General features: G+C 64.4%; 26 protein-coding genes. 19 read left to right on the plus strand and 7 right to left on the minus strand.

The window, feature by feature from the left end; genetic code table 11:
* Positions 1 to 107 precede the first annotated feature (107 nt).
* The 12 genes from speB (at position 108) to NFI08_RS02755 (ending at position 12,672) form a co-directional block, all read left to right on the plus strand.
* On the plus strand, positions 108 to 1,058 hold the full coding sequence (gene speB / locus NFI08_RS02700) for an agmatinase (RefSeq protein WP_045993646.1): 951 nt from the start codon (positions 108 to 110) through the stop codon (positions 1,056 to 1,058).
* 92 nt (positions 1,059 to 1,150) lie between these two features.
* Positions 1,151 to 2,536, plus strand: a complete 1,386-nt coding sequence (locus tag NFI08_RS02705; RefSeq protein ID WP_083970496.1) for a YjiH family protein — start codon at positions 1,151 to 1,153, stop codon at positions 2,534 to 2,536.
* 13 nt (positions 2,537 to 2,549) lie between these two features.
* Positions 2,550 to 3,197 carry an HD domain-containing protein gene (locus NFI08_RS02710; RefSeq protein ID WP_349586990.1) on the plus strand — a complete coding sequence of 216 codons (648 nt, stop codon included), beginning with the start codon at positions 2,550 to 2,552 and terminating at the stop codon, positions 3,195 to 3,197.
* Positions 3,194 to 4,834, plus strand: coding sequence for a 5-guanidino-2-oxopentanoate decarboxylase (locus NFI08_RS02715; RefSeq protein ID WP_108449233.1), 1,641 nt, complete (start codon positions 3,194 to 3,196; stop codon positions 4,832 to 4,834). The genes NFI08_RS02710 and NFI08_RS02715 overlap by 4 nt, the downstream gene beginning before the upstream one ends.
* 135 nt (positions 4,835 to 4,969) lie before the next feature.
* Complete coding sequence (locus NFI08_RS02720) at positions 4,970 to 6,298, plus strand: purine-cytosine permease family protein (RefSeq protein WP_349586993.1); 1,329 nt, start codon at positions 4,970 to 4,972, stop codon at positions 6,296 to 6,298.
* 3 nt (positions 6,299 to 6,301) lie between these two features.
* On the plus strand, positions 6,302 to 7,078 hold the full coding sequence (locus tag NFI08_RS02725) for a carbon-nitrogen hydrolase family protein (RefSeq protein WP_349586996.1): 777 nt from the start codon (positions 6,302 to 6,304) through the stop codon (positions 7,076 to 7,078).
* On the plus strand, positions 7,075 to 7,818 hold the full coding sequence (locus NFI08_RS02730; protein WP_108133485.1) for an MBL fold metallo-hydrolase: 744 nt from the start codon (positions 7,075 to 7,077) through the stop codon (positions 7,816 to 7,818). Before NFI08_RS02725 ends, NFI08_RS02730 begins: the two co-directional genes overlap by 4 nt.
* A 77-nt stretch (positions 7,819 to 7,895) precedes the next feature.
* Positions 7,896 to 9,344: an aldehyde dehydrogenase family protein gene (locus tag NFI08_RS02735; RefSeq protein WP_349587000.1), complete on the plus strand. Its 1,449-nt coding sequence runs from the start codon at positions 7,896 to 7,898 to the stop codon at positions 9,342 to 9,344.
* A gap of 420 nt (positions 9,345 to 9,764) precedes the next feature.
* On the plus strand, positions 9,765 to 10,310 hold the full coding sequence (locus NFI08_RS02740; protein ID WP_108133483.1) for a DUF805 domain-containing protein: 546 nt from the start codon (positions 9,765 to 9,767) through the stop codon (positions 10,308 to 10,310).
* Positions 10,311 to 10,400: 90 nt separating this feature from the next.
* Positions 10,401 to 10,958: a DUF805 domain-containing protein gene (locus NFI08_RS02745; RefSeq protein ID WP_083970499.1), complete on the plus strand. Its 558-nt coding sequence runs from the start codon at positions 10,401 to 10,403 to the stop codon at positions 10,956 to 10,958.
* A gap of 529 nt (positions 10,959 to 11,487) precedes the next feature.
* Complete coding sequence (locus NFI08_RS02750) at positions 11,488 to 12,027, plus strand: DUF805 domain-containing protein (protein ID WP_349587004.1); 540 nt, start codon at positions 11,488 to 11,490, stop codon at positions 12,025 to 12,027.
* A gap of 90 nt (positions 12,028 to 12,117) precedes the next feature.
* Positions 12,118 to 12,672 carry a DUF805 domain-containing protein gene (locus NFI08_RS02755; protein WP_349587007.1) on the plus strand — a complete coding sequence of 185 codons (555 nt, stop codon included), beginning with the start codon at positions 12,118 to 12,120 and terminating at the stop codon, positions 12,670 to 12,672.
* A gap of 105 nt (positions 12,673 to 12,777) precedes the next feature.
* On the opposite strand, the gene NFI08_RS02760 is transcribed toward NFI08_RS02755, so the two are convergent.
* From NFI08_RS02760 to cuyA, 6 genes are all read right to left on the minus strand, one after another.
* Complete coding sequence (locus NFI08_RS02760; RefSeq protein WP_349587010.1) at positions 12,778 to 14,181, minus strand: Na+/H+ antiporter NhaC family protein; 1,404 nt, start codon at positions 14,179 to 14,181, stop codon at positions 12,778 to 12,780.
* A gap of 59 nt (positions 14,182 to 14,240) precedes the next feature.
* Complete coding sequence (locus NFI08_RS02765) at positions 14,241 to 15,293, minus strand: YeiH family protein (protein WP_349587013.1); 1,053 nt, start codon at positions 15,291 to 15,293, stop codon at positions 14,241 to 14,243.
* 205 nt (positions 15,294 to 15,498) lie between these two features.
* A complete protein-coding gene (gene cuyB / locus NFI08_RS02770; RefSeq protein ID WP_349587016.1) occupies positions 15,499 to 16,239 on the minus strand; it encodes a cysteate racemase in 741 nt (246 codons plus the stop codon).
* Between the two features lie 31 nt (positions 16,240 to 16,270).
* The gene (locus NFI08_RS02775; protein WP_349587019.1) at positions 16,271 to 16,450 is read right to left on the minus strand and encodes a hypothetical protein; all 180 of its coding nucleotides are present in this window, start codon (positions 16,448 to 16,450) and stop codon (positions 16,271 to 16,273) included.
* A 22-nt stretch (positions 16,451 to 16,472) separates the two neighbouring features.
* Positions 16,473 to 17,789, minus strand: a complete 1,317-nt coding sequence (gene hisD / locus NFI08_RS02780) for a histidinol dehydrogenase (RefSeq protein WP_349587022.1) — start codon at positions 17,787 to 17,789, stop codon at positions 16,473 to 16,475.
* Positions 17,790 to 17,858: 69 nt separating this feature from the next.
* Positions 17,859 to 18,872 (minus strand): D-cysteate sulfo-lyase, encoded by a 1,014-nt coding sequence (gene cuyA / locus NFI08_RS02785; protein ID WP_349587025.1) that lies wholly within the window; start codon positions 18,870 to 18,872, stop codon positions 17,859 to 17,861.
* A gap of 219 nt (positions 18,873 to 19,091) precedes the next feature.
* Here cuyA and NFI08_RS02790 point away from each other — a divergent pair, with 219 nt between their 5' ends.
* Positions 19,092 to 19,994, plus strand: a complete 903-nt coding sequence (locus NFI08_RS02790) for a LysR family transcriptional regulator (RefSeq protein WP_349587028.1) — start codon at positions 19,092 to 19,094, stop codon at positions 19,992 to 19,994.
* A gap of 37 nt (positions 19,995 to 20,031) precedes the next feature.
* On the opposite strand, the gene NFI08_RS02795 is transcribed toward NFI08_RS02790, so the two are convergent.
* Positions 20,032 to 20,778 carry a UTRA domain-containing protein gene (locus NFI08_RS02795; RefSeq protein ID WP_349587031.1) on the minus strand — a complete coding sequence of 249 codons (747 nt, stop codon included), beginning with the start codon at positions 20,776 to 20,778 and terminating at the stop codon, positions 20,032 to 20,034.
* 317 nt (positions 20,779 to 21,095) lie between these two features.
* Between NFI08_RS02795 and NFI08_RS02800 the strand changes: the two genes are divergently transcribed.
* The 6 genes from NFI08_RS02800 to NFI08_RS02825 all read left to right on the plus strand — a co-directional run bounded on the left by NFI08_RS02800 (position 21,096) and on the right by NFI08_RS02825 (position 26,721).
* Positions 21,096 to 22,172 carry an ABC transporter substrate-binding protein gene (locus tag NFI08_RS02800; protein ID WP_349587034.1) on the plus strand — a complete coding sequence of 359 codons (1,077 nt, stop codon included), beginning with the start codon at positions 21,096 to 21,098 and terminating at the stop codon, positions 22,170 to 22,172.
* Between the two features lie 132 nt (positions 22,173 to 22,304).
* The gene (locus NFI08_RS02805; protein ID WP_349587037.1) at positions 22,305 to 23,174 is read left to right on the plus strand and encodes an alkaline phosphatase family protein; all 870 of its coding nucleotides are present in this window, start codon (positions 22,305 to 22,307) and stop codon (positions 23,172 to 23,174) included.
* On the plus strand, positions 23,171 to 24,004 hold the full coding sequence (locus tag NFI08_RS02810; protein ID WP_108449221.1) for an ABC transporter permease: 834 nt from the start codon (positions 23,171 to 23,173) through the stop codon (positions 24,002 to 24,004). The genes NFI08_RS02805 and NFI08_RS02810 overlap by 4 nt, the downstream gene beginning before the upstream one ends.
* Positions 23,991 to 24,839 carry an ABC transporter permease gene (locus NFI08_RS02815; RefSeq protein WP_349587040.1) on the plus strand — a complete coding sequence of 283 codons (849 nt, stop codon included), beginning with the start codon at positions 23,991 to 23,993 and terminating at the stop codon, positions 24,837 to 24,839. Before NFI08_RS02810 ends, NFI08_RS02815 begins: the two co-directional genes overlap by 14 nt.
* Positions 24,836 to 25,984, plus strand: a complete 1,149-nt coding sequence (locus tag NFI08_RS02820; protein WP_349587043.1) for an ABC transporter ATP-binding protein — start codon at positions 24,836 to 24,838, stop codon at positions 25,982 to 25,984. Before NFI08_RS02815 ends, NFI08_RS02820 begins: the two co-directional genes overlap by 4 nt.
* Complete coding sequence (locus tag NFI08_RS02825; RefSeq protein ID WP_349587046.1) at positions 25,981 to 26,721, plus strand: HAD family hydrolase; 741 nt, start codon at positions 25,981 to 25,983, stop codon at positions 26,719 to 26,721. Before NFI08_RS02820 ends, NFI08_RS02825 begins: the two co-directional genes overlap by 4 nt.
* The last annotated feature ends 2 nt before the right edge of the window (positions 26,722 to 26,723 follow it).

Raw genomic sequence — 26,723 nt, forward strand, 5'->3', positions numbered from 1 at the left:
CATCTTTAGTATAAATGCTCAAAAGATGGCACGGCGTCTGCATCACTCACAACAACCGTCAGGCCCAGGGCCGCGACCGTCCCCATCCACGATGCCAGGAGTTCCCTGTGAGCGACTTCAATCAACCTCTCGGCGGCAACGAGATGCCGCGCTTCGGTGGCCCTGCCACCATGATGCGTCTGCCCACCCAGACCAGCGCCGAGGGTCTGGACGCCGCCTTTATCGGCATTCCCATGGACATCGGCACCTCCAACCGCCCGGGCACCCGACTGGGGCCGCGCCAGATCCGCGACGAATCGCGCATGCTGCGCCCCTACAATATGGCCACCCGTGCTGCACCCTTCGACAGCCTGCAGGTGGCGGACATCGGCGACGTGCCGATCAACACCTTCAACCTGCCGAAGAACCTGGACATCATCAGCCGCTTCTACGACGACGTCCTGTCCCACGATTGCGTGCCGCTGACCCTGGGCGGTGACCACACCCTGACCTGGCCGATCCTGCGCGCCATCGCCAAGAAGCATGGCCCGGTCGGGCTGATCCATATCGACGCCCACGCCGACGTCAACGAGCACATGTTCGGTGAAGAGGTGGCCCACGGCTGCCCGTTCCGCCGTGCCCAGGAAGAAGGGCTGCTGGACGCCAACCGGGTCGTCCAGATCGGCCTGCGCGGCACCGGCTACGCCGCCGAGGACTTCGACTGGTGTCGCCAGCAGGGCTTCCGCGTGGTCCAGGCTGAACAGTGCTGGCACAAGTCTCTCGAGCCGCTGATGGCCGAGGTGCGCGAGCAGATGGGCGATGGCCCGGTGTACATCTCGTTCGACATCGATGGCCTGGACCCGTCGGTGGCGCCCGGCACCGGCACGGTGGAAATGGGCGGCCTGACCTCGGCCCAGGGCCTGGAGATCGTGCGCGGCGCCCAGGGGCTCAATATCGTCGGCGGCGACCTGGTCGAAGTCTCCCCGCCCTACGACCCCAGCGGCAACACCGCCCTGATGGGCGCCACCCTGCTCTATGAAATGCTGTGCGTGCTCCCCGGAGTCGCGCGCCGCGACTGAATCCTCACAGGGCCAGGGAGTGGCCCTGGCGACAGCCAACGAGGCGCCCGCGTCAGGGCGCCGACCATTACAACAGCAAAGAGTGATCGCCCATGTCCTCCCACCTGCATTCTGCCGACAAGATCACGACCGACGGGGGCAAGCTAAGCACCCATGGTCTGATCAAGTTCCTCGTCCCGTCGTTGATCGGCATCCTGCTGTTCCTGGTGCCCTTCTCGGTCGGTGATACCATCAACATCGGCATGGGTCTGGCCGCCGACTGGCTCAAGGCCACCCTCGGCGACGCCCTGCCCGCCATCGCCACCGTAGTGCTCACCCTGTCCATCGTGCTGACCCTGGTGGTCAAGCTGACCAAACCAGGCTGGGCCCGCCAGGGCGCGATGAAGGAGCTGTTCGACATCGCCCCGCTGTGGGTGGTGATGCGCGCCCTCGGCGCCGCCTTCGCGCTGATGACCTACTTCCAGGTCGGCCCGGAGATGGTCACCGCCTCCTTCACCGGCGGGGTGATGCTCAATGACCTGGCGCCGGTGCTGCTGACCTTCTTCTTTTTTGCCGCCATCCTGCTGCCCTTCCTGGTGGACTTCGGCTTCATGGAGTTCATCGGCTCCATGGTGCGCACGCCCTTTCGCAAGATCTTCGGGCTGCCCGGGCGCAGCGCCATCGACGCCACCGCCTCCTGGATGGGCTCCGGCACCGTCGGCGTACTGATCACCACCCAGCAATACGAGCAGGGCTTCTACAACGCCCGCGAGGCCTCGGCCATCGCCACCAACTTCTCGATCGTGTCGATCGCCTTCGCCCTGCTGGTGACCAGCTTCATCGGCATCAACCACCTGTTCGTGCCGTTCTACCTGACCGTGGTGGTCGCCGGCCTGGTCGCCGCCGTCATCGTGCCGCGCCTGCCGCCGCTGTCACGCAAGGCCAACACCTACTACGAGCCGGTGGGCTGCCAGATCCAGGAAGAAAACACCGGCAACCAGAGCCTGTTGCGCTACAGCCTGGGCATCGCCGTGGCCCGCGCCGAGACCGCCCCGGGCCCGCTCAAGCTCGCCCGTCTGGCGCTGTTCAACGTCGCCGACATCTTCTTCGGGCTGCTGCCGCTGGTCATCGCCATCGGTACCGTGGCGCTGGTACTGGCCGAGTTCACTCCGCTGTTCACCTGGCTGTCCATGCCGATGGTGCCGGTGCTCGAGTGGATGGGTCTGCCCGAGGCCGAGGCCGCCGCGCCGGCGACCCTGGTGGGCTTCGCCGACATGTTCCTGCCGGCGGTACTGGCCAGCGATATCGAGAGCGAACTGACCCGCTTCGTCATCGCCTGTCTGTCACTGACCCAGTTGATCTACATGTCAGAGATCGGCGCCCTGCTGCTGAAGTCACGGATCCCGCTCAAGCTGTGGGAACTGGTGGTGATCTTCCTGCTGCGCACCGCCATCACCCTGCCCATCATCGTGGTCATGGCCCACTGGCTGGTGGGTTGATCGGGAGGCCGACATGACAGACCCAAACGATGCTCACGCCGTCGGCAAGGCGGCCTTCACCCGCATCGACCAAAGCACGGCAGAAGACTGGGCGGTGATCGCCGCCCACGACGCCGACTACCTGGCCGGCCTCGCCGACAGCGTACTGGACACCCTCGCCCGGCTGGGCGAGGGCCACCAGCCCTACCAGATCACCCGGCTGGAGCACTGCCTGCAGAGCGCGACCCGGGCCGAGCGTGCCGGCGCCGACGAAGAGATGATCGTCGCCGCCCTGGTCCACGACATCGGCGACGAACTGGCGCTTTTCGATCACGCCGCCTTCGCTGCCTCGATCCTGCGCCCCTTCGTCAGCGAGAAGACCCACTGGATCGTCCAGCATCACGACGTCTTCCAGGGTCACTACTACTGGGACAAGGTCGGCGGCGACAAGGACGCCCGCGAGCGGTTCCGCGGCCATCCCTGGTTCGACGACTGCGAAGCCTTCTGTCGTGACTGGGACTGCCCGTCCTTCGACCCCGCCTATGACACCCAGCCGCTGGCGCACTTCGAGCCCATGGTCAGGCGGATCTTCGCAAGAGCCCCCTACTCGGTGGCCCCGGACCCTGCCCTCGCCTCTGGCTCGTCTCAAGCCCCTGAACCGTCTCAAGGAAGTACCGCATGACCTGCGCTGAACTGCTGATCCGTCTGCTGCGTGACACCTACGACGTGGACACCGTCTTCGGTATCCCCGGCGTCCACACCATCGAGCTCTATCGTGGCCTCGAAGGCGGCAATGGACACGACCACCAGGGCAGTGGCATCCGCCACGTCACCCCGCGCCACGAACAGGGCGCCGGCTTCATGGCCGACGGCTACGCCCGTACCACCGGCAAGCCCGGCGTGTGCTTCATCATCACCGGCCCCGGCATGACCAATATCGCCACCGCCATGGGCCAGGCCCTGGCCGACTCGGTGCCGATGCTGGTGATCTCCAGCGTCAACCGCCGCGACACCCTGGGACGCGGCCAGGGCCGGCTGCACGAACTCCCCGGCCAACGCGAGCTGATGGCCGGCGTCTCGCGCTTCAGCCACACCCTGCTCGACCCGAACGGCCTCGGCGAGGTGCTGGCCCGTGCCTTCGCCGTGTTCGATGGCGCCCGTCCCGGCCCGGTGCATATCGAGATCCCCATCGACCTGTTCGACGCCCCGGTCAGCGAGCCTGTCAGCACGCGCCGCACGGCGCTGGCCAAGGCCGCACCGGCCCCCGCCGCGCTCGAGCAGGCGCTCGACTGGCTGGTCGACGCCAAGCGCCCGCTGGTGCTGCTCGGCGGCGGCTGCGTCGATGCCCCGGACGCCGCCCGTCGTCTGGTCGAGAACCTCGACGCCCCCACCGTCACCACCATCAACGCCAAGGGCCTGCTTGGCCGCGACCATCCGCTGGATCTGGGCGCCAACGCCTCGCTGCCGGCGGTGCGGGAGCTTGCCCATGAAGCCGACGTGGTGCTGGCCATCGGCACCGAGCTTGGCGAGACCGACTATGACGTGGTGTTCGACGACAGCTTCACCCTCGACGGTCGACTGATTCGCATCGACCTGGACCCCGAGCAGCTTGCCCGCAACCAGCATGCCGACCTGGCACTGGTGGCCGACGCCGCCTCCAGCCTCGAAGCGCTGGCCGCCGGCTGCGACCAGCGCCTCGGCGGTGAGCAGCTTTCGCGCGATGGCCGCAAGCGTACACATGATGCGCTGAGCGCCCTGGCGCTGGCCGATGATCCGGCCTTCCGCCCCTATGTGCCGCTGTTCGACACCCTGCACGAGAGCCTGCCGGGGGCGATCCTGGTGGGCGATTCCTGCGCCACCACCTACGCCGCCAACCATCTGGTAAGCCAGGACGCGCCGCGCCGTTTCTTCAACGCGTCCACCGGCTACGGCACTCTCGGCTACGGCCTGCCCGCGGCCATGGGCGCGAGCCTCGGCCAGCCGGACCTGCCAGTGGTGGCGCTGGTGGGCGACGGTGGGGTGATGTTCACCCTGACCGAGCTTGCCTGTGCGGTGGAGGAAAGGCTGCCGGTCATCGTGCTGCTGTGGCACAACCAGGGCTACGAGGAAATCCGCCGCTTCATGGACAACGCCGGCGTCACCCGCCTCGGCGTGGACATCCAGGCACCGGACTTCCAGACCCTGGCGGCCGGCTTCGGCTGCGCGGCGACCCGGGTCGGCAACCCCGCCGGCCTCGCCCGGGCCATCGCCCATCGCCCCGAAGACGGCCCGATGCTGATCGAGATCGACGCCACGGCATGGAACGCCGCGGTGGCCTGATCCAGCGACGCCCCCTTTGCCGGCGCCACGGCGCCGGCCCTTTTGCTCCGTTTTTTGCTCCTTTTATCTGCTCCGTTTCTTGCTCCCAATTTCACTCCCCTGCGGTACCTACCAACCATAACCACAAAGGTTTCCATGATGATTTCACTCAAGCGGCTGATCGGCCACGACACCCTGGATGAACACCAGCATAAGAGCATGGGAGGCATGGCCACCTTCGCCCTGTGGCTCGGCGCCAACGTGGTCGTCACCACCATCCTCACCGGCATGCTGCTGGTGCCCGATCTGCGCTTCCCGGTCGCCATGACCTGGGTCCTGATCGGCTCGCTGATCGGCGCCATTCCGCTGCTGCTGGTCGGGCTGATGGGCCAGCGCACTGGCCTGCCCTCGATGGCCCTGACCCGCCGCGCCTATGGCCCCACCGGCTCGAAGATCATTTCGCTGGTCAACATGGCGGTGCTGATCGCCTGGAGCTGGATCCAGGCGCTGCTGGCCGGCATGAGCCTGGACTACGCCATCGAGGCCACCACCGGCTACTCCAACCTGCCGCTGATGACGATCCTGTGCGAGACCATCGTGGTGCTGATCGTGCTGCGCGGCCACCTGGGTATCGAGCGCATCGAGCGCTGGGCGGCGGCGGCCATGATGGTGCTGGCGGCCGGCGTGGTCTACCAGCTCAACCGTCACTACGAGGTCGGTGCGCTGTTCGAAATGCCCGCCGAATCCCGCAACGGCATCACCCTGGGCATCGCCTTCGACATCGTCGTCGCCACCGCCTTCTCGTGGATTTCCACCTCCGCCGACTACAACCGCAACTGCAAGAGCGGACGCATCGCGGTACTCGGCACCTACGGCGGCTACGTCTGCGCCTCGATGATCGCCATGGGGCTGGGTGCCGCGGTATCCGGCCTGTCGGTGCTCGGTGGCATGGAACAGACCTACGACCCGACCCGGCTGCTGTCCGGCTTCGGCTTTGGCCTGCCCGCCGCGCTGGTGATCTTCTTCTCGGTGATGACCACCAACGTGATGGCGGTCTACAGCGCCACCCTGTCGTGCATGAACGTGTCCCCCGGCATGGCCTTCTGGAAGCCGGCGCTGGTGATCGGCGTGGTGACGGTCTTTGGCGCCCTGATCCCCGGTATCCTCGACCAGTTCCAGAACTTCCTGTTGCTGATCGGCGCCTTGTTCATTCCGGCCTTCTCGGTGATGATCGTCGACTACTACCTGGTCGGCCGTGACGGCTACAACGCCGAGCTGCTGCGCTCGCCGCACCAGCTCGGTCGGCCCACCGCCGGTATCGCCATCGGCGCCTACCTGATCGGTGCGGCCCTGGCGGCCTACTGGACCCTGGTGGCACCGCTGTCCATCGGCGCCTCGCTGCCGGTGTTCGTCATCACCGGCGGACTCTACTGGCTGGGCTGTGCCCTGTTCACCCGTTCCAGCCTCGCTACCCAAGGAGACTGATCCATGCGCCTGATGCTGGCCCAGACCGACCCCGTCCACGCGGATGTCGCCGCCAACCTCGATGCCCTCGATGGCCTGTGCCAGCAGGCGGTGGCCGCCGGCGCCCAGCTGCTGGCCCTGCCGGAACTGGCGCTGACCGGCTACAACGTGTTCGAACGGCTCGATGAACTCGCCGACGAAGGCGAGTTGATCGATCAGGTCGCCCGGTTGGCGCACCAGTATCGCCTGCACCTGCTGTTCGGCCTGGCCCAGCGCCAGGCCGACGGCCGCCTGACCAACTCGGCGGTGCTGGTCGACGACACCGGCACCACCCTGGCCTGCTACCACAAGCGCCAGCTATGGGATCGTGAGCACCAGTACTTCATCCCCGGTGACGAGCTGTGCGTGGTCGACACCCGGCTCGGCCGCCTGGGCCTGATGATCTGCTACGACAACGAGTTCCCGGAGATAGCCAGAGCGCTGGCCCAGGCCGGCGCCGAGGTGATCCTCTCGCCCACCGCTAACATGGTGCCCAACGCCGAACGCCAGCAGTTGCAGATCCGCGCCCGGGCGCTGGACAACCAGCGCTTCGTCGCCTGCATCAACCGCGCCGGCATCGAGGGCGAGCTGCACTACTGCGGCAACAGCCTGGTGGCGGGACCGGACGGCGAGGTGCTGGGGCGCCTTGGCAACGACGCCGGAGTGCTGGTGGTGGACATCGAACACTCGCGTATCGACGAGAGCCGCAGCCACCAGGACTACCTGAAGGACCTGCGCGCCCTGCCGGGAGGTAACACGTGAGCACCTTCACCCTGCCCCGGGGTGACGCCGCCAGCTGGTATCGCACCCAGCGCCTGGCCGACGGCATCACCCTGATCGACGAACCGGCCATCAAGCCGTTCTACCGCTGCAATATCTGGCACGTTCGCGGCCGCGAGCGCGATCTGGTGGTGGACTTCGGCCTGGGCGCGGTGCCACTGCGCGAGCGCGTGGCACTGCTGGCCGAACGCGAGATCGTGGCGGTGGCAAGCCACACCCACTTCGATCATATCGGCGCCGCTCACGAGTTCGACTGCTGCCACGTTCATCGCGCCGAGGCCGATATCCTGGCAAGCCCCGACAACCGTCGCACCCTGGCCGAGGCCTTTCTCGACGACGCCATGTTCGACGCCCTGCCACCGCTGCCCTACGCCCACAGCGGCTATCGCATTGCGGCGCCGCCGCGTATCGAGACGCTGGAGGACGGCGACGTCATCGAGCTGGGCGATCGCCATTTCGAGGTGATCCACACCCCCGGCCATTCGCCCGGCGGCATCGCCCTGTGGGAGGCCGCCAGCGCCACCCTGATCAGCGGCGACATCATCTACGACGGTGAGCTGATCGAGGACGCCTATCACAGCGACCTGGACGACTACGCGGCGAGCCTCGAGCGCCTGCGGCGGTTGCCGATCGCCACGGTGCACGGCGGCCACTTCCCGAGCTTCTCGGGCCGTCACTGCCACGCCATGATCGATGACTGGCTCAAGCGCCACCAGGCGTGAACGCGGGACACCCCCTCATCTCGCCGATCATTTCATTCGCTTATTCCCTCTAATGTCTTTGCCCCTGGAGTCCCTCCGTGCAACAGCTGACACAACAGTTTATCGACAACCGCTGGGTCGATAGCCACAGCCGCCGGCGCCTGGCTGTGACCGATCCCTACCGCCAGACCCAGATCGCCGAGATCACCGCCGGCGATGCCAGCGACGTCGACGCCGCCGTGGCCAGCGCGCGTGCCGCCCTGCCCGCCTGGCAGGCGCTGGGCGGACAGCGTCGGGGCGACTTTCTCGAAGCCTTCGCCACGGCCCTCGAAACCCGCCGCGGCGATCTCGAACGGCTGTCCTCCACCAACAATGGCAAGGCCCTGGCCGAGGCCGCCATCGACCTGGACGACGCCATCGCCTGCTACCGCTACTACGCCGGCCAGGCCCGCGCTCTGGAACAGCGTCAGGGTCGCCTGCTCGAGCACGGCATGGACGGCGTCGAGGCGCGGGTGTTCGAAGACCCCGCCGGCGTGGTCGGACTGATCACCCCCTGGAACTTCCCGCTGGTCACCAGCGCCTGGAAGATCGCACCGGCACTGGCCGCCGGCTGCACCCTGGTGTTCAAGCCCTCCGAGGTCACCCCGCTGCCCGAGGTGGCGTTGGCCGACATCGCCGTGGAGATCGGCCTACCCGCCGGTGTGCTGAACCTCTTGCTGGGTGACGGCGAAGGCATCGGCGCTCCCCTGTCCGCCCATCAGGGTGTGGATAAATTGTCCTTCACCGGCAGCAATGCGGTAGGCGAGAAGGTCATGCGGGCCGCCGCCAACGGCGTGCGCGGCGTGTCACTGGAGCTCGGCGGCAAATCGCCGATCCTGGTGCTCGATGACGCCGAGGTCGAAGCCGCCGCCGACTGGGTGATGGCTGGCATCTACTTCAACTCCGGGCAGATCTGCTCCGCCACCTCGCGACTGATCGTGCATCAGACGCTGGCCGAACCGCTCTACCAGGCCCTGGCAAGCCGTATCGACGGCCTCACCCTGGGTGACCCGCTGGCCGAGGGCACCGACATGGGCCCGATGACCAGCGCCCGTCAGCGCGAAGCCGTGGAGCGCTACCTCGAGATCGCCAAGGACGAAGGTCTGACGCCGGTGCGTGACGGCCGCCATCGTGACCTGCCGGCCCAGGGCGAATTCGTCGCCCCTACCCTGTACCGCGACGTGCCCACCTCAAGCCGTCTGTGGCGCGAGGAAATCTTCGGCCCGGTGCTGTGTGCGCGCAGCGTAGAGAGCGAAGCCGAGGCCATCGCCCTGGCCAACGATAGCGCCTTTGGCCTCGCCGCCACCGTGATCTCTGGTGACGCCGAGCGCGCCAGGCGTGTTGGCCGCGCCCTGCGTGCAGGCAGCATCTGGTTCAACTCCGAACAGCTGGTGATGCCCGAGGCCAGCTGGGGCGGCTTCGGCGCCAGCGGCATCGGACGTGAACTCGGCCCCTGGGGGCTGTCCGGTTATCTTGAGGTAAAGCATCTGATTGGCCCTGCCGCTTAACCTCTCCCGGTCCTGTTTCCGGACCATCGCCTCAGCGACGACTCAGTATCTCCCAGGCAATATCTCGACAACATCACCCCGATGGCAGGGCAAGGCGCCCGGCCATCGGGGTGTTTTTTTGTCGCAGCGACGCAATTTCGTGCCAGTTCGGCCAACCCGAGGTCAAATAATTAGAAAATTCTTAAAAAGAGAAAGTATGTAGGAGATCCCCTATATCCTCTGACGAAATGGCTTTCTAGAGTCGCAGTGAAGCCTTCGCTGCAGGCACCAATGATGCGTTCCTCATGCAAGGACAACATGCGCCACCGCCAACCATTGCCATGACGACTGACCATCCATCAAGGCATGGGAAAATCCGACAACGCCTTGACACCTTTGATGAATCGAAGACCGATTTAAAGAAGGAAACAGGAGAAGAAGATGAGACTCAACTCCATGTCGTCAGCCACCTCATCTTCCGTCACCTTGCCGCTGCCGCTGTATAGCGTACCCGGTAGAAGCAGCAGACTCTGGTCAACTCGTGGCCGTATCGGGCGCATTCGCTACTGTAGCCGACTTGCCGCAGTAGGACTCATCTATAACCTCGCGCTCTTTCTCCCACTTTATCTCGACTACCTGTACCCTGCGACACTCACCCAGAGCACCTTTACCATCCTGTTCTACGCCTACGCAGGCCTGTACTCAGTCTTCACCCTTTTCGCCATTCTTCAGGCAAAACGTCGCCTTAACGATCAGGGGCGTTCTGGGTGGGTACTGCTTCTTGGACTGATTCCCCTGATCAACGTATGGCTGGTCATCACCCTGGTCTTCTCTCGTGGCACACCAGGAAGCAACCCCTTCGGACCACCACCTTCTCCATCGACTTCATCGGAAACGAAGCGCTTCTGGTGCTTGCTCATTCTTAACATTGCCGTGGCGTCAGCGGCCATCTGCTATGGACCACTACAGTTTCACCTGGGTCTTTAGACCCTCCCAGTGGACTGCTAAAAGCATAGATATTAACCGACTCGGCGAAAGGATCGCCGGAACTCTTACCCCAAGGAAGGAAGCAGCAAGATGACAAACGAAAGCACTACGTTAGATAACTCAAATGAAATCAACTTCCCTTCAGATACAGAAATCTCCAACACGCAAGGTGATGCAAACGACCGCCAGGTAGCAAATAAAAACCCTGGACTATGGTCGACCAATGGTCGTATCGGTAGAGTAAGATACTTTAATCGCTTGACCTTGCCGGTGTTGTTCGTCTATGCCGTATACGGGATACTTATCTACTATAGTCTGACGGCAACACCGGCCGCTGCAGAGACAGCCGCCAGCGCCTTTACCATCAGCCAATTCGTGCTTGGAATTCCATTGACTATCTTTGCGCTAATCCAGGGAAAGCGCAGGCTAAATGACCTGAACAAATCAGGCTGGCTCATGCTACTTTTCTTTATCCCCCTTATAAACCTCATCCCATTTATCATGGTGACCTTCATCAAGGGGAGTGATGGTGATAACCGCTTCGGTGCTGAACCTTCCCCCCTCACTTCCAATGAGATGACCCTGTTCTGGTTCCTGACCGGACTGTCGGTCGTTGCTTGCGTAGCGCTGGCTTCTTTAACGCTCTAAAAAATATTCCCCGCGCTACTACCAACAACGACAACCACAAGAGCGCCACAGCCCCGCCAGCATGGCGGGGCTGTTTTTTCACTGCCAGGTGAGCGGAGGCCGGTCAGACGGCTGCGACCTCGGTGGTGCCCTGCTTGCGCCGCCGAAGCAGGATCAAGACGGCCATCACCATCTCGACCACATCTCCCCGATGGCAGGGCAAGGCGCCCGGCCATCGGGGTGTATTCTTTTCGCTGCGACGCAACTTCGTACCAGTTCAGCCAATGAGAGAATAAAAAATTAGAAAATTCTTAAAAAGAGAAAGTATGTAGGACATCCCCCATATCCCCTGACGAAATGGCTTTCTAGAGTCGCAGTGAAGCCTTCGCTGCAGGCACCAATGATGCGTTCCTCATACAAGGACAACATGCGCCACCGCCAACCATTGCCATGACGACTGACCATCCATCAAGGCATTGGAAAATCCGACAACGCCTTGACACCTTTGATGAATCGAAGACCGATTTAAAGAAGGAAACAGGGGAAGAAGATGAGACTCAACTCCATGTCGTCAACCACCTCATCTTCCGTCACCTTGCCGCTGCCGCTGTATAGCGTACCCGGTAGAAGCAGCAGACTCTGGTCAACTCGTGGCCGTATCGGGCGCATTCGCTACTGTAGCCGACTTACCACAGTAGGACTCATCTATAACCTCGCGCTCTTTGTCCCACTCTATCTCGACTACCTGTACCCTGCGACACTCACCCAGAGCACCTTCACCATCCTGATCTACGCCTACGCAGGCGTGTACTCAGTCTTCAGCCTTTTCGCCATTCTTCAGGCAAAACGTCGCCTTAATAATCAGGGTCGTTCTGGCTGGTCACTGCTTCTTGGACGGTTTCCCCTGATCAACGTATGGCTGATCATCACCCTGGTCTTCTTTCGTGGCACACCAGGAAGCAAGCCCTTCGGACCACCACCTTCTCCATCGACTTCATCGGATACGAAGCGTTTCTGGTGCTTGCTTATTCTCAACGTTGCGGTGGCATCAGCGGCCATCTGCTATGGACCACTACAGCTCAACCTCTAACCCTTTACCAACCGCTACACGAAGCAAAGGCATGGATCATCTCGGAATAGGGACCACCCGCACACCAACACCAGGGAAGGAATCTACAAGATGACAATCGAGACGCTCAGCACAAGTGTGGCTCACCCCTTCGTTTCCAAAGACACTCCATCGCCACCGATAGCACACGAGGGAACCACCGGTGCATTGTCATCATCGTCCGCGGGACTCTGGTCGACCAGTGGTCGTATCGGCAGAATCCAGTACTTCAACCGTACCGCGGTTCCTGGCCTTGTCGTAAACGGAATCATCCTGGCCATCAGCTTCACCAACATTGACATCTACTCACCATCGGCTTTCACTACTGCCCTTTTTCTTCTGGTTACTCAGCTTATTCTCACTGTGTCTTTTACTATCTATGCTGTCATCCAGGCCAAGCGACGCCTGAACGACCTGAACAAGTCAGGCTGGCTCATACTCCTTTTTCTCATCCCTCTGATAAGCCTCATTCCCTTTATTATGGTGACGTTTATCAAGGGAACCGATGGCGACAATCGCTACGGGAGAATCCCGCCCGCTACCGGGCCACGAGATTTCAGGCTGTTCTTCGCATCTCTCGGCCTATTGATCATCGTCAGCGCAATATTGGTCTCCCTGGCGATATAAAACAGATACTAATCTCCGGGTTACCAACAACGACAACCACAAGAGCGCCACAGCCCCGCCAGCATGGCGGGGCTGTTTTTTTACTGCCAGGTGAGCGGAGGCCGGTCAGACGGCTGCGACCTCGGTGGTGCCCTGCTTGCGCCGCCGAAGCAGGATCGAGACGGCCAGCACCACCAGCATGGCCCAGGGGTACGGGGTCAGGAAGGAGGCAAAGGCTGACGGCGCGGCGACCTCGTTCTGTACCGCGGTGGAAGCGATGACCTCCTGCCAGACCGCCACCACGATGTGCCAGGGAAGCAGAAAGAACACCGTGCAGACCGCGCAGTCCATCAGGTTGGCGGCCCTGGCCGGCGAGATGCCGAACTGCTGAGCCAGGCTTCGTACCAATCCCGGCCCCACCAGCAGCAGCGCCGGGGCGTTGGCCGACAGCGGAGTAGATGCGGCAATCGTCACTGCCACGATGCTGGTCTCGGCGCTGGTCCGGTCCTTGACCAGGCGCTTCCTGGCGCCGTCCAGCAGTTTTTCCATCAGACCGGTATCGAGAATCACCTGAGTCAGCGCCAGCACCATCAGCGCAAACAGCACGGCGCCGGTTACCGAAGCGATACCATTTTCGATCAGGCCGGTGCTCTCGCCTCTGGCCTCGGGCAACGAGAACAGATCGCCCAGTCCAATGGCACCGATCGCCAGGGCGCACAACATGGCCACCAGATTGCCGATAAACATGGCTTCGACGATGTGTCGGCGCTTCAGCGCAAAGAACACCACCGCCGCGAGCGGAATCAGCATGACCAGGCCGGAGGCATGACCGGAAGGCACCTCCACGGCTGACGCCGAGGCCTCGCCGCTGGCACCGAACAACAGGAAGATCAGCATCGAGATCGCCGCAGCCGTCAGCGCCAGCGGTAGACGGGTGCGGATCACGTCGGCGATTTCCGCCCCTTGGGTATAGGAGGATACGATGGTGGTATCCGACACTGGGGACAGGTTGTCACCGAAGGCCGCACCGGACAGGATCGCCACCGCCAGCATGGACGGATCCGCCCCCAACAGGACGCCCGCCGGGTACAGCACCGGCGACAGCCCGATGACGGTACCAGTACTGGTGCCGGTCCCCAGGGCAAACACCATGGCCATGGCAAAGGCCAGCAGCGTGAAGGCCGCACCCTCGGCGCCCACCGCTGCTCCCAACCACATCAACCCATCGATCAGGCCGCCGGCAGCCATCAGCTTGCCGAAGACACCGGCCAGCAGCCACAGTGCGATGATGGCTGTCGCGGTGGAATTGCCCATCCCCTTGAGCAGGCTGTCACAGTACGCCGTGCGTTGTCGGCACAGAAAGAGTCCCACGCCCATTGCCACCCAGGCGCAGGCCCAGAATGGCTTGGTGCCGGCACGCTCGAACACCGACAGATAGATAAGGCCTAGCACCAGCAGGATCAGAGGCGTCAAGGCTCCCAGGGTGCCCCCACGAAAGGACAGTGAAGGTGTTGCGGTTGTTGTAGTCATTGTCAGGGACCTTATTGTGTTTTATTGGTGTATCAGCAAGAGCAGCGTTCCATCGCCGCTCAGCTACCCAGCCCGCCGAAGACCACCACCCCCAGCACGATGGCCAGCAGCAGCAGGGTCTCCAGCACCATCAGGATGACCGGCTTCCAGCCGACCACCGCGAGCTTCTGAAAGGAGGTCTTGATGCCGAGGGCGGCGATGGCGGTGACCAGACACCAGCGCGAGAGCGTCGACAGTCCTTCGTTCACGCTCTCGGGAATCAGCCCCAGGCTGTTGATCAGCACCAGCGCCACGAACCCCACCAGGAAGCCAGGCAGCATCGGCACCTGGCGCTTTCCCTCGCTGTTGCGCGAAGCGCGATAGAGCCAGCTGAAGATCATCACCACCGGCACCAGCATGGCCACACGCACCAGCTTGACCAGGGTCGAGACATCGCCGGTCTCCTCCGAGATGATGTACCCCGCCCCGACCACCTGGGCCACGTCGTGGATGGTCCCCCCCAGAAAGATGCCGGCCTGGGTATTGGCAAGGTCGAGCACTCCCACCAGCAGCGGGTAGATCACCATGGCCACCGTCGACAGCGTGGTCACGCCCACCACCGTGAGAATGGTGTTGCGCTCGCTGGTGTCGTTTTTCGGCATCACCGCCGACAGCGCCAGCGCCGCCGAGGCCCCGCAGATCGCCACGGCACCACCAGTCAGCAGCCCCAGATCACGGTGCAGGCCAAGCGCCCGGGCCAGCAGTCCCCCTGCGCAGATCACCAGCCCCACCGCGGCGAGCACCGTCAGCACCGGTCCAAGCCCCAGGTCACCAACCTGCTCAAGCGTCATGCGCGCGCCGAGCAGCGCCACGCCAAGGCGCAGCACGGTACGCGCGGCAAACTCGATACCCGGCAGGCAGCGCCCCTCCTCGCTCAAGAAGTGCAGCGACATGCCGAACAGCAGGGCGTAGAGCAGGGTTGGCCCACCGTAGTGATCGGCGATAAAGGTGGTGGCCAGGGCAATGGTCACGCACACCAGCAGTCCTCGCCCGATCGGGCTCAGGGACGCCAGTCGACGGCTTAGCCGCTGTCGCGAGGTCGCCGTCGAGGGGGAAGAAGAGGGTGAGGTCATGGGACGACTCCGGATCGTGAAAACGAGCGACCCCGGTCCTGCCGGATGAGGCCAGCGGACGAAGGCGTCTCTTTGGTGAACGGGACAGGAAGATCGACGTGCTGGCGGCGCTCGACGCCGCCCTGTTTCAACCTCTGTGCAGCGCTCTCGTTACAGCGCTCTCGTTACAGTGCTCTCGCTTCAGCGCTCGACTCGGTTCTCCGAATCAACCGCGCGGTGCCTTTCCGGTGGCCGCAGCGACCACGTCTTCGGCCAGCACCTGCACGGTATCGATGATCGGCACGCGACCGTCGAGCGCATCGCGGATCACCGAAAGCTCAGTACAGGCCAGGACCAGCACGTCGGCACCACGTGCCTGGACGTCATGGGCGGCCTCGATGAAGGCCGCGTGGGTGCCGGGCGCGCGCCCGGCACCACGCTTGACCGCTCGAATCACGTCGAGCACGCGATCCTCGTTGTCGGGATAGACCAACGACAGCCCCCTTGGCTCGATGAAGCCCTCGTACAGGCCAATCTTGCGAAGCGCCGGCGAGCACAGCATGCCCACCCTGGCCCCTGGCATCTCGGCGGCGACCCGGTCCAGGGTGCGCTCGACGATATGCCACACCGGAATGTCCACCGCCTGCTGGGCGGCCGACCAGTAGTAGTGGGCGGTATTGCAGGGCATGACCAGAAAATCGCAGCCTGCCTGCTCGAGTCGTCTGGCCATGGCGGCGATGGCAGGCGCCGGTGACTCGCCGTCGCCGTCGATCAGCGCCTTGATGCGTGATGGCACCTTGGGATTGTTGTCGACCAGCATATGCACGTGGTCGATATCGTCCTCGCCGGGCGTCACCTCGATGACCTTCTGCATGAAGGCCACCGTGGCGTCCGGTCCCATGCCGCCCAGCACGCCGACCATCGTGTGGTCGGCGATGGTTGCGGAGTTATCGGTGGAAAGCGTCATAACGGGTCCTTTTGACGAGTGATGACCGGTATCAGAAGCCGACGCCCAGGCTCGCGGCGAACTCGGACTCAAGCAGGGCGGTCTCACCGGCCTCGCCTTCGGCCAGGTTGTAGCGATGCAGGCGACCGCTCTGGAGCACGGCCACCGCCGAGGCGATGGCGTCGTCAGAGATGGCTTCCTGCTGGGTGAAGGATTTGGCAAAACGGCGCATGGCAGGCTCCTCCGCTGGCGACTCAGTAACGAGCCTGACGGTGAACAGTGAAATCCCATTCCTGCTCGGGGAAGTACTTGGCCAGGCGCCAGTCACAGGCCCGGGCGTGGCCTTCCATGCCCTCGGTACGGGAAATCCGGGACCCCACCGCGCTGAAGGTCAGATTGGCCTCGACGCTCAACTGCTGGGTGGTCAGCACCTTCATGAACTTGTGGACATTGAGTCCACCGGAGTAACGCCCGGCGCGCTTGGTCGGCAGGATATGGTTGGTACCGGAGCACTTGTCACCATGGGTGACGGTGCTGCCCTCACCCAGAAACAGCGAGCCATAGTTGCTCAGATGCTGCTTCCACCAGCCCAGATCCTCGCACAGCACCTGCAGGTGCTCGCAGGCGTACTGATCGCTGATCGCGACGATCTCCTCGCGGCTGTCGCCCACGATGACCTCACCGAAGTCGTGCCAGGCAGCGTGAACAATATCCGCGTTGGGCATGTCGTCAGCGACTTTCGGCAGAATCTCCATCACTTCGCGGGCGATCGCTTCACTGGTGCTGAACAGCCACACCGGTGAATTCGGGCCGTGCTCGGCCTGGGACACCAGATCGACGGCGATGGTCATCGGGTCGGCGGATTCGTCGGCGATGATCGCCGACTCGGTGGGGCCGGCAAACACATCGATACCCACTTCACCGAACAGCAGGCGCTTGGCTTCGGCTACGTAGGCGTTGCCGGGACCGACCAGGATGTCGGCCTCGCGGCCACCGAACAGACCGAAGGCCATGCTGGCCATGGCGTGGACGCCGCCCATCTCGAGGATCATGTCGGCGCCGGCCACATGCATGGCGTAGGCCACCGCCGGGTTGATGCTGTCGCCCCGGGGCGGCGAACAGGCCACCACGTGTTCGACACCGGCGGCCTTGGCGGTAGCCACGCTCATCAGCGCCGAGGCGGCGTGGGCGTAGCGGCCGCCCGGCACATAGCAGCCGGCGCTGTGTACCGGCAGGATACGCTGACCGAGCAGCACGCCCTCTTCGGTCTCGATCTCGAAGGAGGTCAGGCTGTCACGCTGGGCCTCGGCAAAACGGCGGATCTGGCGGTGGGCGAAGTCGATGTCGTCCTTGACCGACTGGGGCACGCTGTCGATCAACTGACGCCGCTTGTCGTCGCTCAACACAAAGTCGCCGGTCCAGCCGTCAAACTTCTCGGCGTATTCGCGCACGGCCACCTCGCCGCGGGCACGAATATCCTCGAGCATGCCACGCACCGCTTCCGTCACGCGCTGGTCTTCGGCGGCAACGCCAGCGGCGGCCTCCGCCTTCTTGAGATGACGAATGGTCATTGTTGTCTCCGAATAACGTCGTCGAGGGCGCCCGAACTCAGCGGGCGCCTGCCCTGGATTGCGCCGGACTCACCCCTTGTGGTCGGGGAAGTCGAAGGCATCGGGATAACCGAACAGCGCAACGGCGCCGCCGGTGTGCAGGAAGACGACGTTTTCGTCCTGCCTGAAGTGGCCCTTGCGGATCAGGTCGATCAGCCCCGCCATGCCCTTGCCGGAGTATACCGGGTCCAGCAGGATCCCTTCGTGACGGGCCAGCAGGGTGACCGCCTCGATCATGCTGTCGGTGGGCACACCGTAGCCCTCGCCCACGTAGTCGCAGTTGGCGACCACCTGGTCGCGGCTGACGACGCCGGACAGGCCGAGCTTGGCTTCGGTCTTCTGGGCAAGGGCAAAGACGTTGGCTTCCTGCTTGTCCTTCGGCGCGCGAACGCCGATGCCGAGCACCGGGATGCCGGCGTTGCAGGCGCTGAGGCCGGTGACCAGGCCCGCCTGGGTACCGGCGCTGCCGGTGGCGTGGACCAGATGATCGATGCGCAGGCCCATGTCGTTGGCCTGGGCCAGCAGTTCCAGAGCGGCATTGACGTAGCCCAGGGCGCCGATCTCGTTGGAGCCACCGCCGGGGATGATGTAGGGCTTCTTGCCTTCACTCTTCAGACGATCGGCCAGGCCTTCCATCTCGGCGGCCATGTCGGCACCGCCCGGACGCTTCTCGACGCTGGCGCCGTGGAGTTGATCGAGGAAGACGTTGCCGTTGTAGTTGTAGTTGGGGTCCTCGCTGCCGGTGCGGTCTTCCAGCAGGATGTGGCACTCGAGCCCCAGCTTGCAGGCGGCGGCCACGGTCTGGCGGGCGTGGTTGGACTGGGTAGCGCCCTGGGTGATGATGGTGTCGGCGCCCTGCTCCAGAGCGTCGGCCATCAGGAATTCCAGCTTGCGGGTCTTGTTGCCACCGGTGGACAGGCCGGTGCAGTCGTCGCGTTTGATCCACAGGCGCGGACCGCCGAGCAGCTTGCTCAGGTTGTCCATGGGCTCCAGCGGAGTGGGCATATGGCCGAGACGGACACGGGGGAAACGGGACAGGTGCATACGGGCCTCCAGGCGAGTCATTGTTGGCATATTCGTGCTCTCTTGACGACCTACGTCGAAAGTTACAGCAGACCTGAAGGCCTGCCCTCGAGCGATCGCTTTCAAGTTAAAGCCCGCCTGGTACATGCGGCCAATGCCAAGTTACTCACCAACTGTTAAATTTTTGCATAGCCACTGCTTAGCCCCGGCCGCTCTCCACAAAGGCAGACCAAAACACCAATGAAGATCGAATGGATAGAGGATTTTCTCGAGCTTATCGAGGCGGGTACCTTTTCCCAGGCGGCCGAACGGCGCCACGTCACCCAGCCGGCCTTCTCGCGCCGTATCCGCCAACTGGAAGAATGGCTGGGGGTGGCGCTGATCGATCGCAGCGCCTCGCGCCTGGAGTTGACCGCCCACGCGCGGGCGTACGAGCCCCAATTGCGAGAGTGGCTGGCACGCCTTTACGCCATGCGCAGTCGTCTCAGAAGCGATGCCCGCCAGGGGCCCAGGGCCATTCTGACCACCCAGCACACCCTGACCGTCAGCTACCTGCCGCGTCTATTGCGCCACCTGCGTCATCACGCGCCTGAGGTGGGACTGCAGATCACCTCATCCGACCGCAGCCAGTGCATCCACGACTTCGAGCAAGGCAAGGCCGACCTGTTGCTGTGTTCGGAGCTGGAGGGCGCTCCCCTGTTCAGTGGCAGCGACAGCGTCGAGCGGCTGTCACTGGGCGTCGAACGGCTGTTGCCGGTGTGCGCATCGGATCATCACGGTGGTCTCATGCACGAACTCGAGGAAGGTCAACGACTGCCCTTGATCGGCTACGATCCAGACAGCTTTCTTGGCCAGGCCCTGGCGACGCCTTACCTGCTCGATGCCCAACGCCACTACGAGATCGAACTGGTCTGCGAGACCGCCTTCACCATCGGCATTCGCCAACTCGCCCTGGCCGGACTCGGTATCGGCTGGCTACCCCACGGGTTGATCGAGGAAGACCTCGAGAGCGGTAAACTTATTTCCTTGCAGGAAATCCTCGGCGGCCCCTCTCTGGAAGTGGCCTGCTATCGCCATCGCGACGAGACAGCGGTGGCAGCGCCTCTGTGGCACCTGCTGGAAGAACGCCCTCCCGCGGTCTAGCACTCCCCTGCCGTTCGAAGCCCCTCGATCTCGCACCTCAACCTCCCTGAGGGGCGGCGGAAAGCGTCAGCTCGATGGCGTCATGGCGCCAGTACTCGTCGTCACAGTCGATGGCACGGCCGTTCTGGTCGTGGTTGATGCGGGTGATGCGCTGGGCGGGGCTGCCGCGTACCGCGTTGAGCGCGCTGGCGGCGTCGCTGGAAAGTACACAGGTGCCGAGCTCGTAGCTGACCCGCCCGACCCGGATGCCGTACTCGCGGCGGTAGAGCTCGGTCAGCGATTCCCGCGCCAGATCGAACTCCAGAATGGCGGGAAAGCAGCGCGGCAACAGATGGTGTTCCACGTAGAGCACCCTACGTTCGTCCACCAGCCGGGCACGACAGATGCGGTAGACGCGCTCGCCTTCGGCGAGTCCCAGCCGGCGGGCGACCGTGACGGGTGCGATCACTTCCTCGGCACTGATCAACAGGGTTCGGGCGCTGCGCTGCTGGGATCGCACCATCTCGTGAAACGGCAGGCAGGCCAGCAGGTCGTAGCGTAGCCGTGGCGGCGACACGAACCAGCCGCGCCGATTCTCGCGATACACGCAGCCCTCCGCCTCCAGCTCATTGAGTGCCTCACGCAGGGTGATGCGGGTGGTCTGGAGGCGCGCCATCATGTCTCGCTCGCTGGGCAGGCGGCGATCGACCCGTGTCGAGGCCAGGCTCAGCAAGGGCGCAAGACGCTCGCGCAGGCGATGGGCGGGTGAGGCGTCGTGCGAGGTGTCGTCAGGGACAGTAGGCAAGGCGGACTCTCGAAGCTCTGACCAGGATCGCCGCCGAGCGGCTTCCGGCGGCGTCCAGCTTTCTGGTATAGACCAAAGAAGGTTCAACGTAGTTTCAGCAGTCTAGTGGCAAGCCGGTGACAAGGCGATGACAGTGCTCGAACGAGTCGGGTTTTTCGTCCTTTACCTAGCTCATATGAACTGAGACGAGACTGCCACGCAACTGACACGAGGCTGTCACGCTAGCTCCTTAGGGTGATCGTCAACGGAAACTGATCTAGACCAGAAAGGCGCATCGGTTTCCGTCGACTTCACGCCCCTGACCCGGAGACCCTCCCGTGATCGTCACTTCTCTGCGTTACCCGACCCTGACCGCCCTGGCCTGCGTTGGCCTGCTGTCCACCGCCGCCCAGGCAAACACCGCCGAGCTTGAGTCACTGATCGAGGCCGCCAAGCAGGAAGGCCACGTCGACAGCGTCGGCATGCCCGACACCTGGGCCAACTGGAAGGACACCTGGGCCGACCTGGAAAGCGTCTACGGCCTGGCGCACACCGATACCGACATGAGCTCTGCCGAGGAAGTCGCCAAGTTCAAGGCCGAGGGCGAGAACGCCACCGCCGATATCGGCGACGTCGGCTTCGCCTTCGGACCGATCGCGGTGCAGCAGGGGGTGACCCAGCCCTACAAGCCCACCACCTGGGACGAGATCCCCGACTGGGCCAAGGACGAAGATGGCCATTGGATGCTCGGCTACACCGGCACCATTGCGCTGATGATCAACAAGAACCTGGTGGAAGAGGACCAGCGCCCGAGCTCCTTCGCCGACCTGCGCGAGGGTGACTACTCGGTATCAGTGGGCGCCGTGGGCCAGGCTTCCCAGGCCAACAATGCGGTACTCGCCGCCGCCTACGCCGCCGGTGGCGACGAAGCCAATCTGGCCCCGGGCCTCGAGCTGTTCGCCGAACTGGCCGAGCAGGGCCGACTGTCGCTGGCCGACGTGTCCATCGCCAACCTGGAGAAGGGCGAAGTGGAAGTGGCCCTGCTGTGGGACTTCAACGCCTTGAACTACCGCGACCAGATCGACCGTGACGCCTTCGAGGTGGTAATCCCCTCGGACGCTTCGGTGACCTCCGGCTACGCCACCATCATCAACACCCACGCCCAGCACCCCAACGCCGCCAAGCTGGCCCGTGAGTACATCCTGTCCGATGAAGGCCAGTTCAACCTGGCCGAGGGCTACGCTCGCCCGATCCGCGCCGAGCACCTGACCCTGCCCGACGATATCGCCGCCAAGCTGCTGCCCAACGAGCAGTACGCCAGCGCCCGCCCGATCCAGGACTTTGCCGCCTGGGAACAGAGCGCCAAGGTGCTGCCGCGCCAGTGGCAGTCCGAGGTGCTGATCCACCAGCAGTGATCAAGCGCTGAGGACAGCCCCGCTACAACGATCGACCGCTGAAGACAGTGCCCACGAGGCCTGTCTTCAGCGCATTCCACGTCTTATCGCGACAGCGCCGCGCCCTGTATTGCCGCGCGGCCGGGAGTCATCATGACCAGACCCGTCATACTGGTGGTGCTGGACGGCCTCAATCACGCCGTCGGCCATCACGCCATGGGCCACTTGAGCGCCCTGGTGGAGGCCGGCCGCGGCTACACCACCCACCTCGACTGCGAGCTGCCGGCCATGTCTCGGCCGCTCTACGAGTGCCTGCTGACCGGCGATCGCCCGGTGGACTCCGGGGTAGTGCACAACGACATCGTGCGCCGGTCCCATGGCACCAGCCTGTTCGACCTGGCCCGCGGCCAGGGCCTTGCCACCGCAGCGGCGGCCTATCACTGGGTCAGTGAGCTCTACGTCAAGGCACCCTTCGAGCGCACCAGCGATCGTTTTCTCGACGATCCGGCGGCGGCCATCCAGGCCGGCATCTTCTACTGGCAGGACCACTATCCGGATGACCACCTGTTCAGCGACGCCGAGGCCCTGAGGCAACGCCACGCGCCGGACTTCCTGCTGGTTCACAGCATGAACATCGACGACACCGGCCATCGTCACGGCGGCGACTCGCCCCAGTACAGAAACGCCGCCCGCCACGCCGACATCGCCCTGGCCGACTACCTGCCACGCTGGCTGGCCGACGGCTGCCAGGTGATGATCACCGCCGACCATGGCATGAACGCCGATCGCTCCCACTCGGGCCTGCTGGAAGAAGAACGCCGGGTGCCGCTGTGGCTGTTCGGCGACGCCTTTGCCGACCCCGCCGGACGGGTCATCCGCCAGACCCACCTGTGCGGCACCTTGGCAAGCGTCCTCGGGCTCTCCCACGACAAGCCCTGGCATCCCGAGCTGTTGGCCGCGACCAACACTGCCAGCGTCGCATCCACCGCGAACGCCACCTGCAACGAGGAGGCCGGATCGTGAAGGCGCCACTACCGGCCTGGCTGTGGCTTGTGCCTTTCGCCGTGATATTCACCGCCTTCCAGCTGGCGCCGATGGCCTGGGTCGCGATCAGTGCCTTCAACGTCAACGGCGACTGGGGCCTTGGCCACTTTCAGGAGATCGCCCAGTCGGCGTTCTTCCGCCAGGCGATCTGGAAGAGCCTGACCATCTCGCTGGTGTCCAGCGCCATCGGCCTGGTCATCGCCACCCTGACCTGCCACGCCCTGGTGCGTTCCGGCGGACGCCTGAGGCGAGCGATGATCGCCTTCACCAACATGACCTCCAACTTTGCCGGCGTGCCGCTGGCCTTCGCCTTCATCATCCTGCTGGGGGCCAACGGCGTGCTGACCCTGGCGCTTCAACGACTCGGCATCATCGAGGACGTGCGTCTTTACTCCACCGGCGGGCTGATCGTCATCTACACCTGGTTCCAGATTCCGCTGGGCATCCTGCTGCTGTTCCCGGCCTTCGCCGGCCTCAAGGCCGAATGGCGTGATGCCGCCAGCCTGCTCGGCGCCGGGCGCATCGCCTACTGGCAGCGCATCGGCCTGCCGGTGCTGTGGCCGGCCCTGGCCGGCACCTTCACGGTACTGTTCGCCAACGCCATGGGCGCCTACGCCACCGTCTACGCGCTGGTCAACACCAGCTACAACCTGATGACCATTCGTATCGCCAACCTGGTGGCCGGCGACCTGTTCCTCGAGCCCAATCTGGCAAGCGCCCTGGCGCTGATCCTGGTGCTGCTGCTGGTGCTGGTCACCCTGGTCCAGCAGTGGCTGTTGAGAAGGAGTGCACAGCATGGCTCACGCTGAGACCCTGCCGGCTCACAAGAGCCCGACCGCAGCGCCGCTGTCGGCGACCTTCAACCCCTACGCCTGGATCGTCGGCAGCGTCTTCGCGGTGCTGGCCCTGCCGCTGGTGGCGACCCTGGGTTACGCCCTGGCCACCCGCTGGGGCGCGACCCTGGTCCCCGATGGCCTGACCCTGGCCTGGTTCGTGGAGCTATGGACCACTCCGCGCTTTGTGGCCGCCTTCGTCCGGTCGCTGGCCGTCGCCGTGGGTGCCCTGGCGCTGTCGCTGGTGCTGGTGATGCCGGTGGCCCTGCTGGCCCACACCCGCTATCCGTGGCTGGACCGCTGGATGAACACCCTGATCCTGATGCCCTTCGCGGTGCCCCCGGTGGTGTCCTCGGTGGGGCTACTCAAGCTCTACGCCGGCGGCCCGCTGCCGCTGGTGGGCACCCCCTGGATCCTGATTCCCACCTACTTCACCATCGTGCTGCCGTTCATGTACCGCGCCATCGCCAACAGCCTGCGTGCGGTGGACGTGCAAAGCCTGATGGACGCCGCCCAGCTACTGAGTGCCGGGCCGCTGAAGGCCTTCTTTCTGGTCATCCTGCCCAACCTGCGTGGCGGGGTGCAGATCGCCATCTTCCTCTCGTTTTCGTTCCTGGTCGGCGAATTCGTCTTCGCCAACATGCTGGTGGGCACCCGCTTCGAGACGCTGCAGGTCTATCTCAACAATATGCGCGGCGCCAGCGGTCACTTCACCAGCGCCCTGGTGATCACCCTGTTCGCCTTTACCCTGATCCTGACCTGGCTGGGCAATCGCCAGGCCGAGCACACCATCACGGAGGCCACACGATGATGGCTGCCACCACACTTGCCACCCAGCGCGCCGCCCCGTCCACTGTCGCATCCACTATCCCGTCCTCGGTCCAGACCACGACCCCGTCAGCGCCAGGCCACCAGGAAAGCGGCAACGCGGTCTCGCTGAGGGGGCTGGCCAAGCGCTTCGGCGAGACCTCGGTGTTCGCCGACATCGACGCCGATATCGCGCATGGCGAGTTCATCACCCTGCTGGGGCCGTCCGGCTGCGGCAAGTCGACCCTGCTGCGGGCCATCGCTGGACTGACCTCGCTGGACGCCGGCAGCATCCACATCGGCGGTGACGACATCACCCGCCTGCCGCCCCAGCGGCGCGGGGTCGGCATGGTGTTTCAGCACTATGCGCTGTTTCCCAACCTCAAGGTCGCCGACAACGTCGCCTTCGGCCTGCGCATGCAGAAGGTCCCCGGTGACGAGCGCGCGCGCCGGGTGGACGAGGTGCTGCGCCTGGTCGAGATGCAGGACCAGGCGCACAAGTTCCCCCACCAGCTGTCGGGCGGGCAATGCCAGCGGGTGGCACTGGCACGCTCGCTGGTGGTGGAACCCAAGGTACTGCTGATGGACGAGCCGCTGTCGGCGCTGGACGCCCGCATTCGTCGACATCTGCGCGACCAGATCCGCGAGATTCAGAAGACCCTCGGCCTGACCACCCTGTTCGTGACCCATGACCAGGAAGAGGCCATGTTGATGTCCGACCGGGTGTTCCTGATGCACCAGGGGCGGATCCTGCAAAAGGACACCGCCGAGGTGCTCTACACCCGGCCCCGGGACGAAAACGCCGCCGGCTTCATGGGCCACTACTGCCTGCTCGACGCCGTCGAGGCCGCGCCACTGCTGGGCTTTCGCAGCCAGGCCAAGCGAGTCGCGCTGCGCCCCGAGGCGCTCTATCTCAGCGTGCAGGGCCGCCCTTTAGGTGGTGAGCTACCGGCACGGGTGGGGCCGGGCGTCAGCGGACGTGTGCGTCGACATCGCCTGCTCGGTAACATCGTGCGCTACGACATCGACTGCGATGGCACCAGCCTCGCCGTCGACACCCTCAATCGCTCCGCCCGCACCTTGCTGCCCGCCGGCTGCGAGGTGACGATCCACGTCGATCTCGACGAGGTTCAGGAGCTGGATGCATGAACGATCTGACGAGCGCTGTCACCATGACCACTGACGCCTGCCACGGCGACGCCGCCAAGGCCCCCGACACGCCCATGACCCTGGCGCTGTTCGACCTCGACGACACCCTGCTCGACGGCGACATCACCGGACTATGGAGCCAGTGGCTGATCGATCTCGGCTGGATCGAGGACGGCGACGCCTACCGCGCCGCCTTCGCCGAGCATATGGCCGCCTACGCCGCCGGGACGCTCGACATGGAAGCCCACCTGGCGCTGTTGCTGACGCCGCTGGCCGGCCGCAGCGAGGCCGACGTCAGGCAACAGGTCGACGCCTTCCTCGAGGCCAAGGTGGTGCCCCGGCTCTTCCCCCAGGGCCACGAACGCCTGGCCTGGCACCGTGACCAGGGCCACCGGGTGGTGATCATCTCGGCCTCGCCGATCCACGTGGTCGGCCCGCTGGCCGAGCGCCTCGGTGCCGATCAGGCGCTGGCCACCGCTCTCGAACTTGACTCCTGCGGGCGCTACACCGGCAAGGCCGAGGGCATCCGCACCTTCCAGGGCGGCAAGCTCGAGGCGCTGCGCGAGTGGCTGGCCGAGCACACCCCGGTGGAGAGCTTCGGCTACTCCGACTCGCGTAACGACCTGCCCCTGCTGGAATTCGTCGACCGTCCCTTCGCCATCAACCCCGACTCGACGCTTGACGCCACCGCCCGCGAGCGCGGCTGGCCGGTACAGTGGTGGCGGCAGGTCGACTGAGC

It is taken from the genome of Halomonas sp. EF61 (assembly GCF_040147045.1).
Lineage (GTDB): Bacteria > Pseudomonadota > Gammaproteobacteria > Pseudomonadales > Halomonadaceae > Halomonas > Halomonas litopenaei.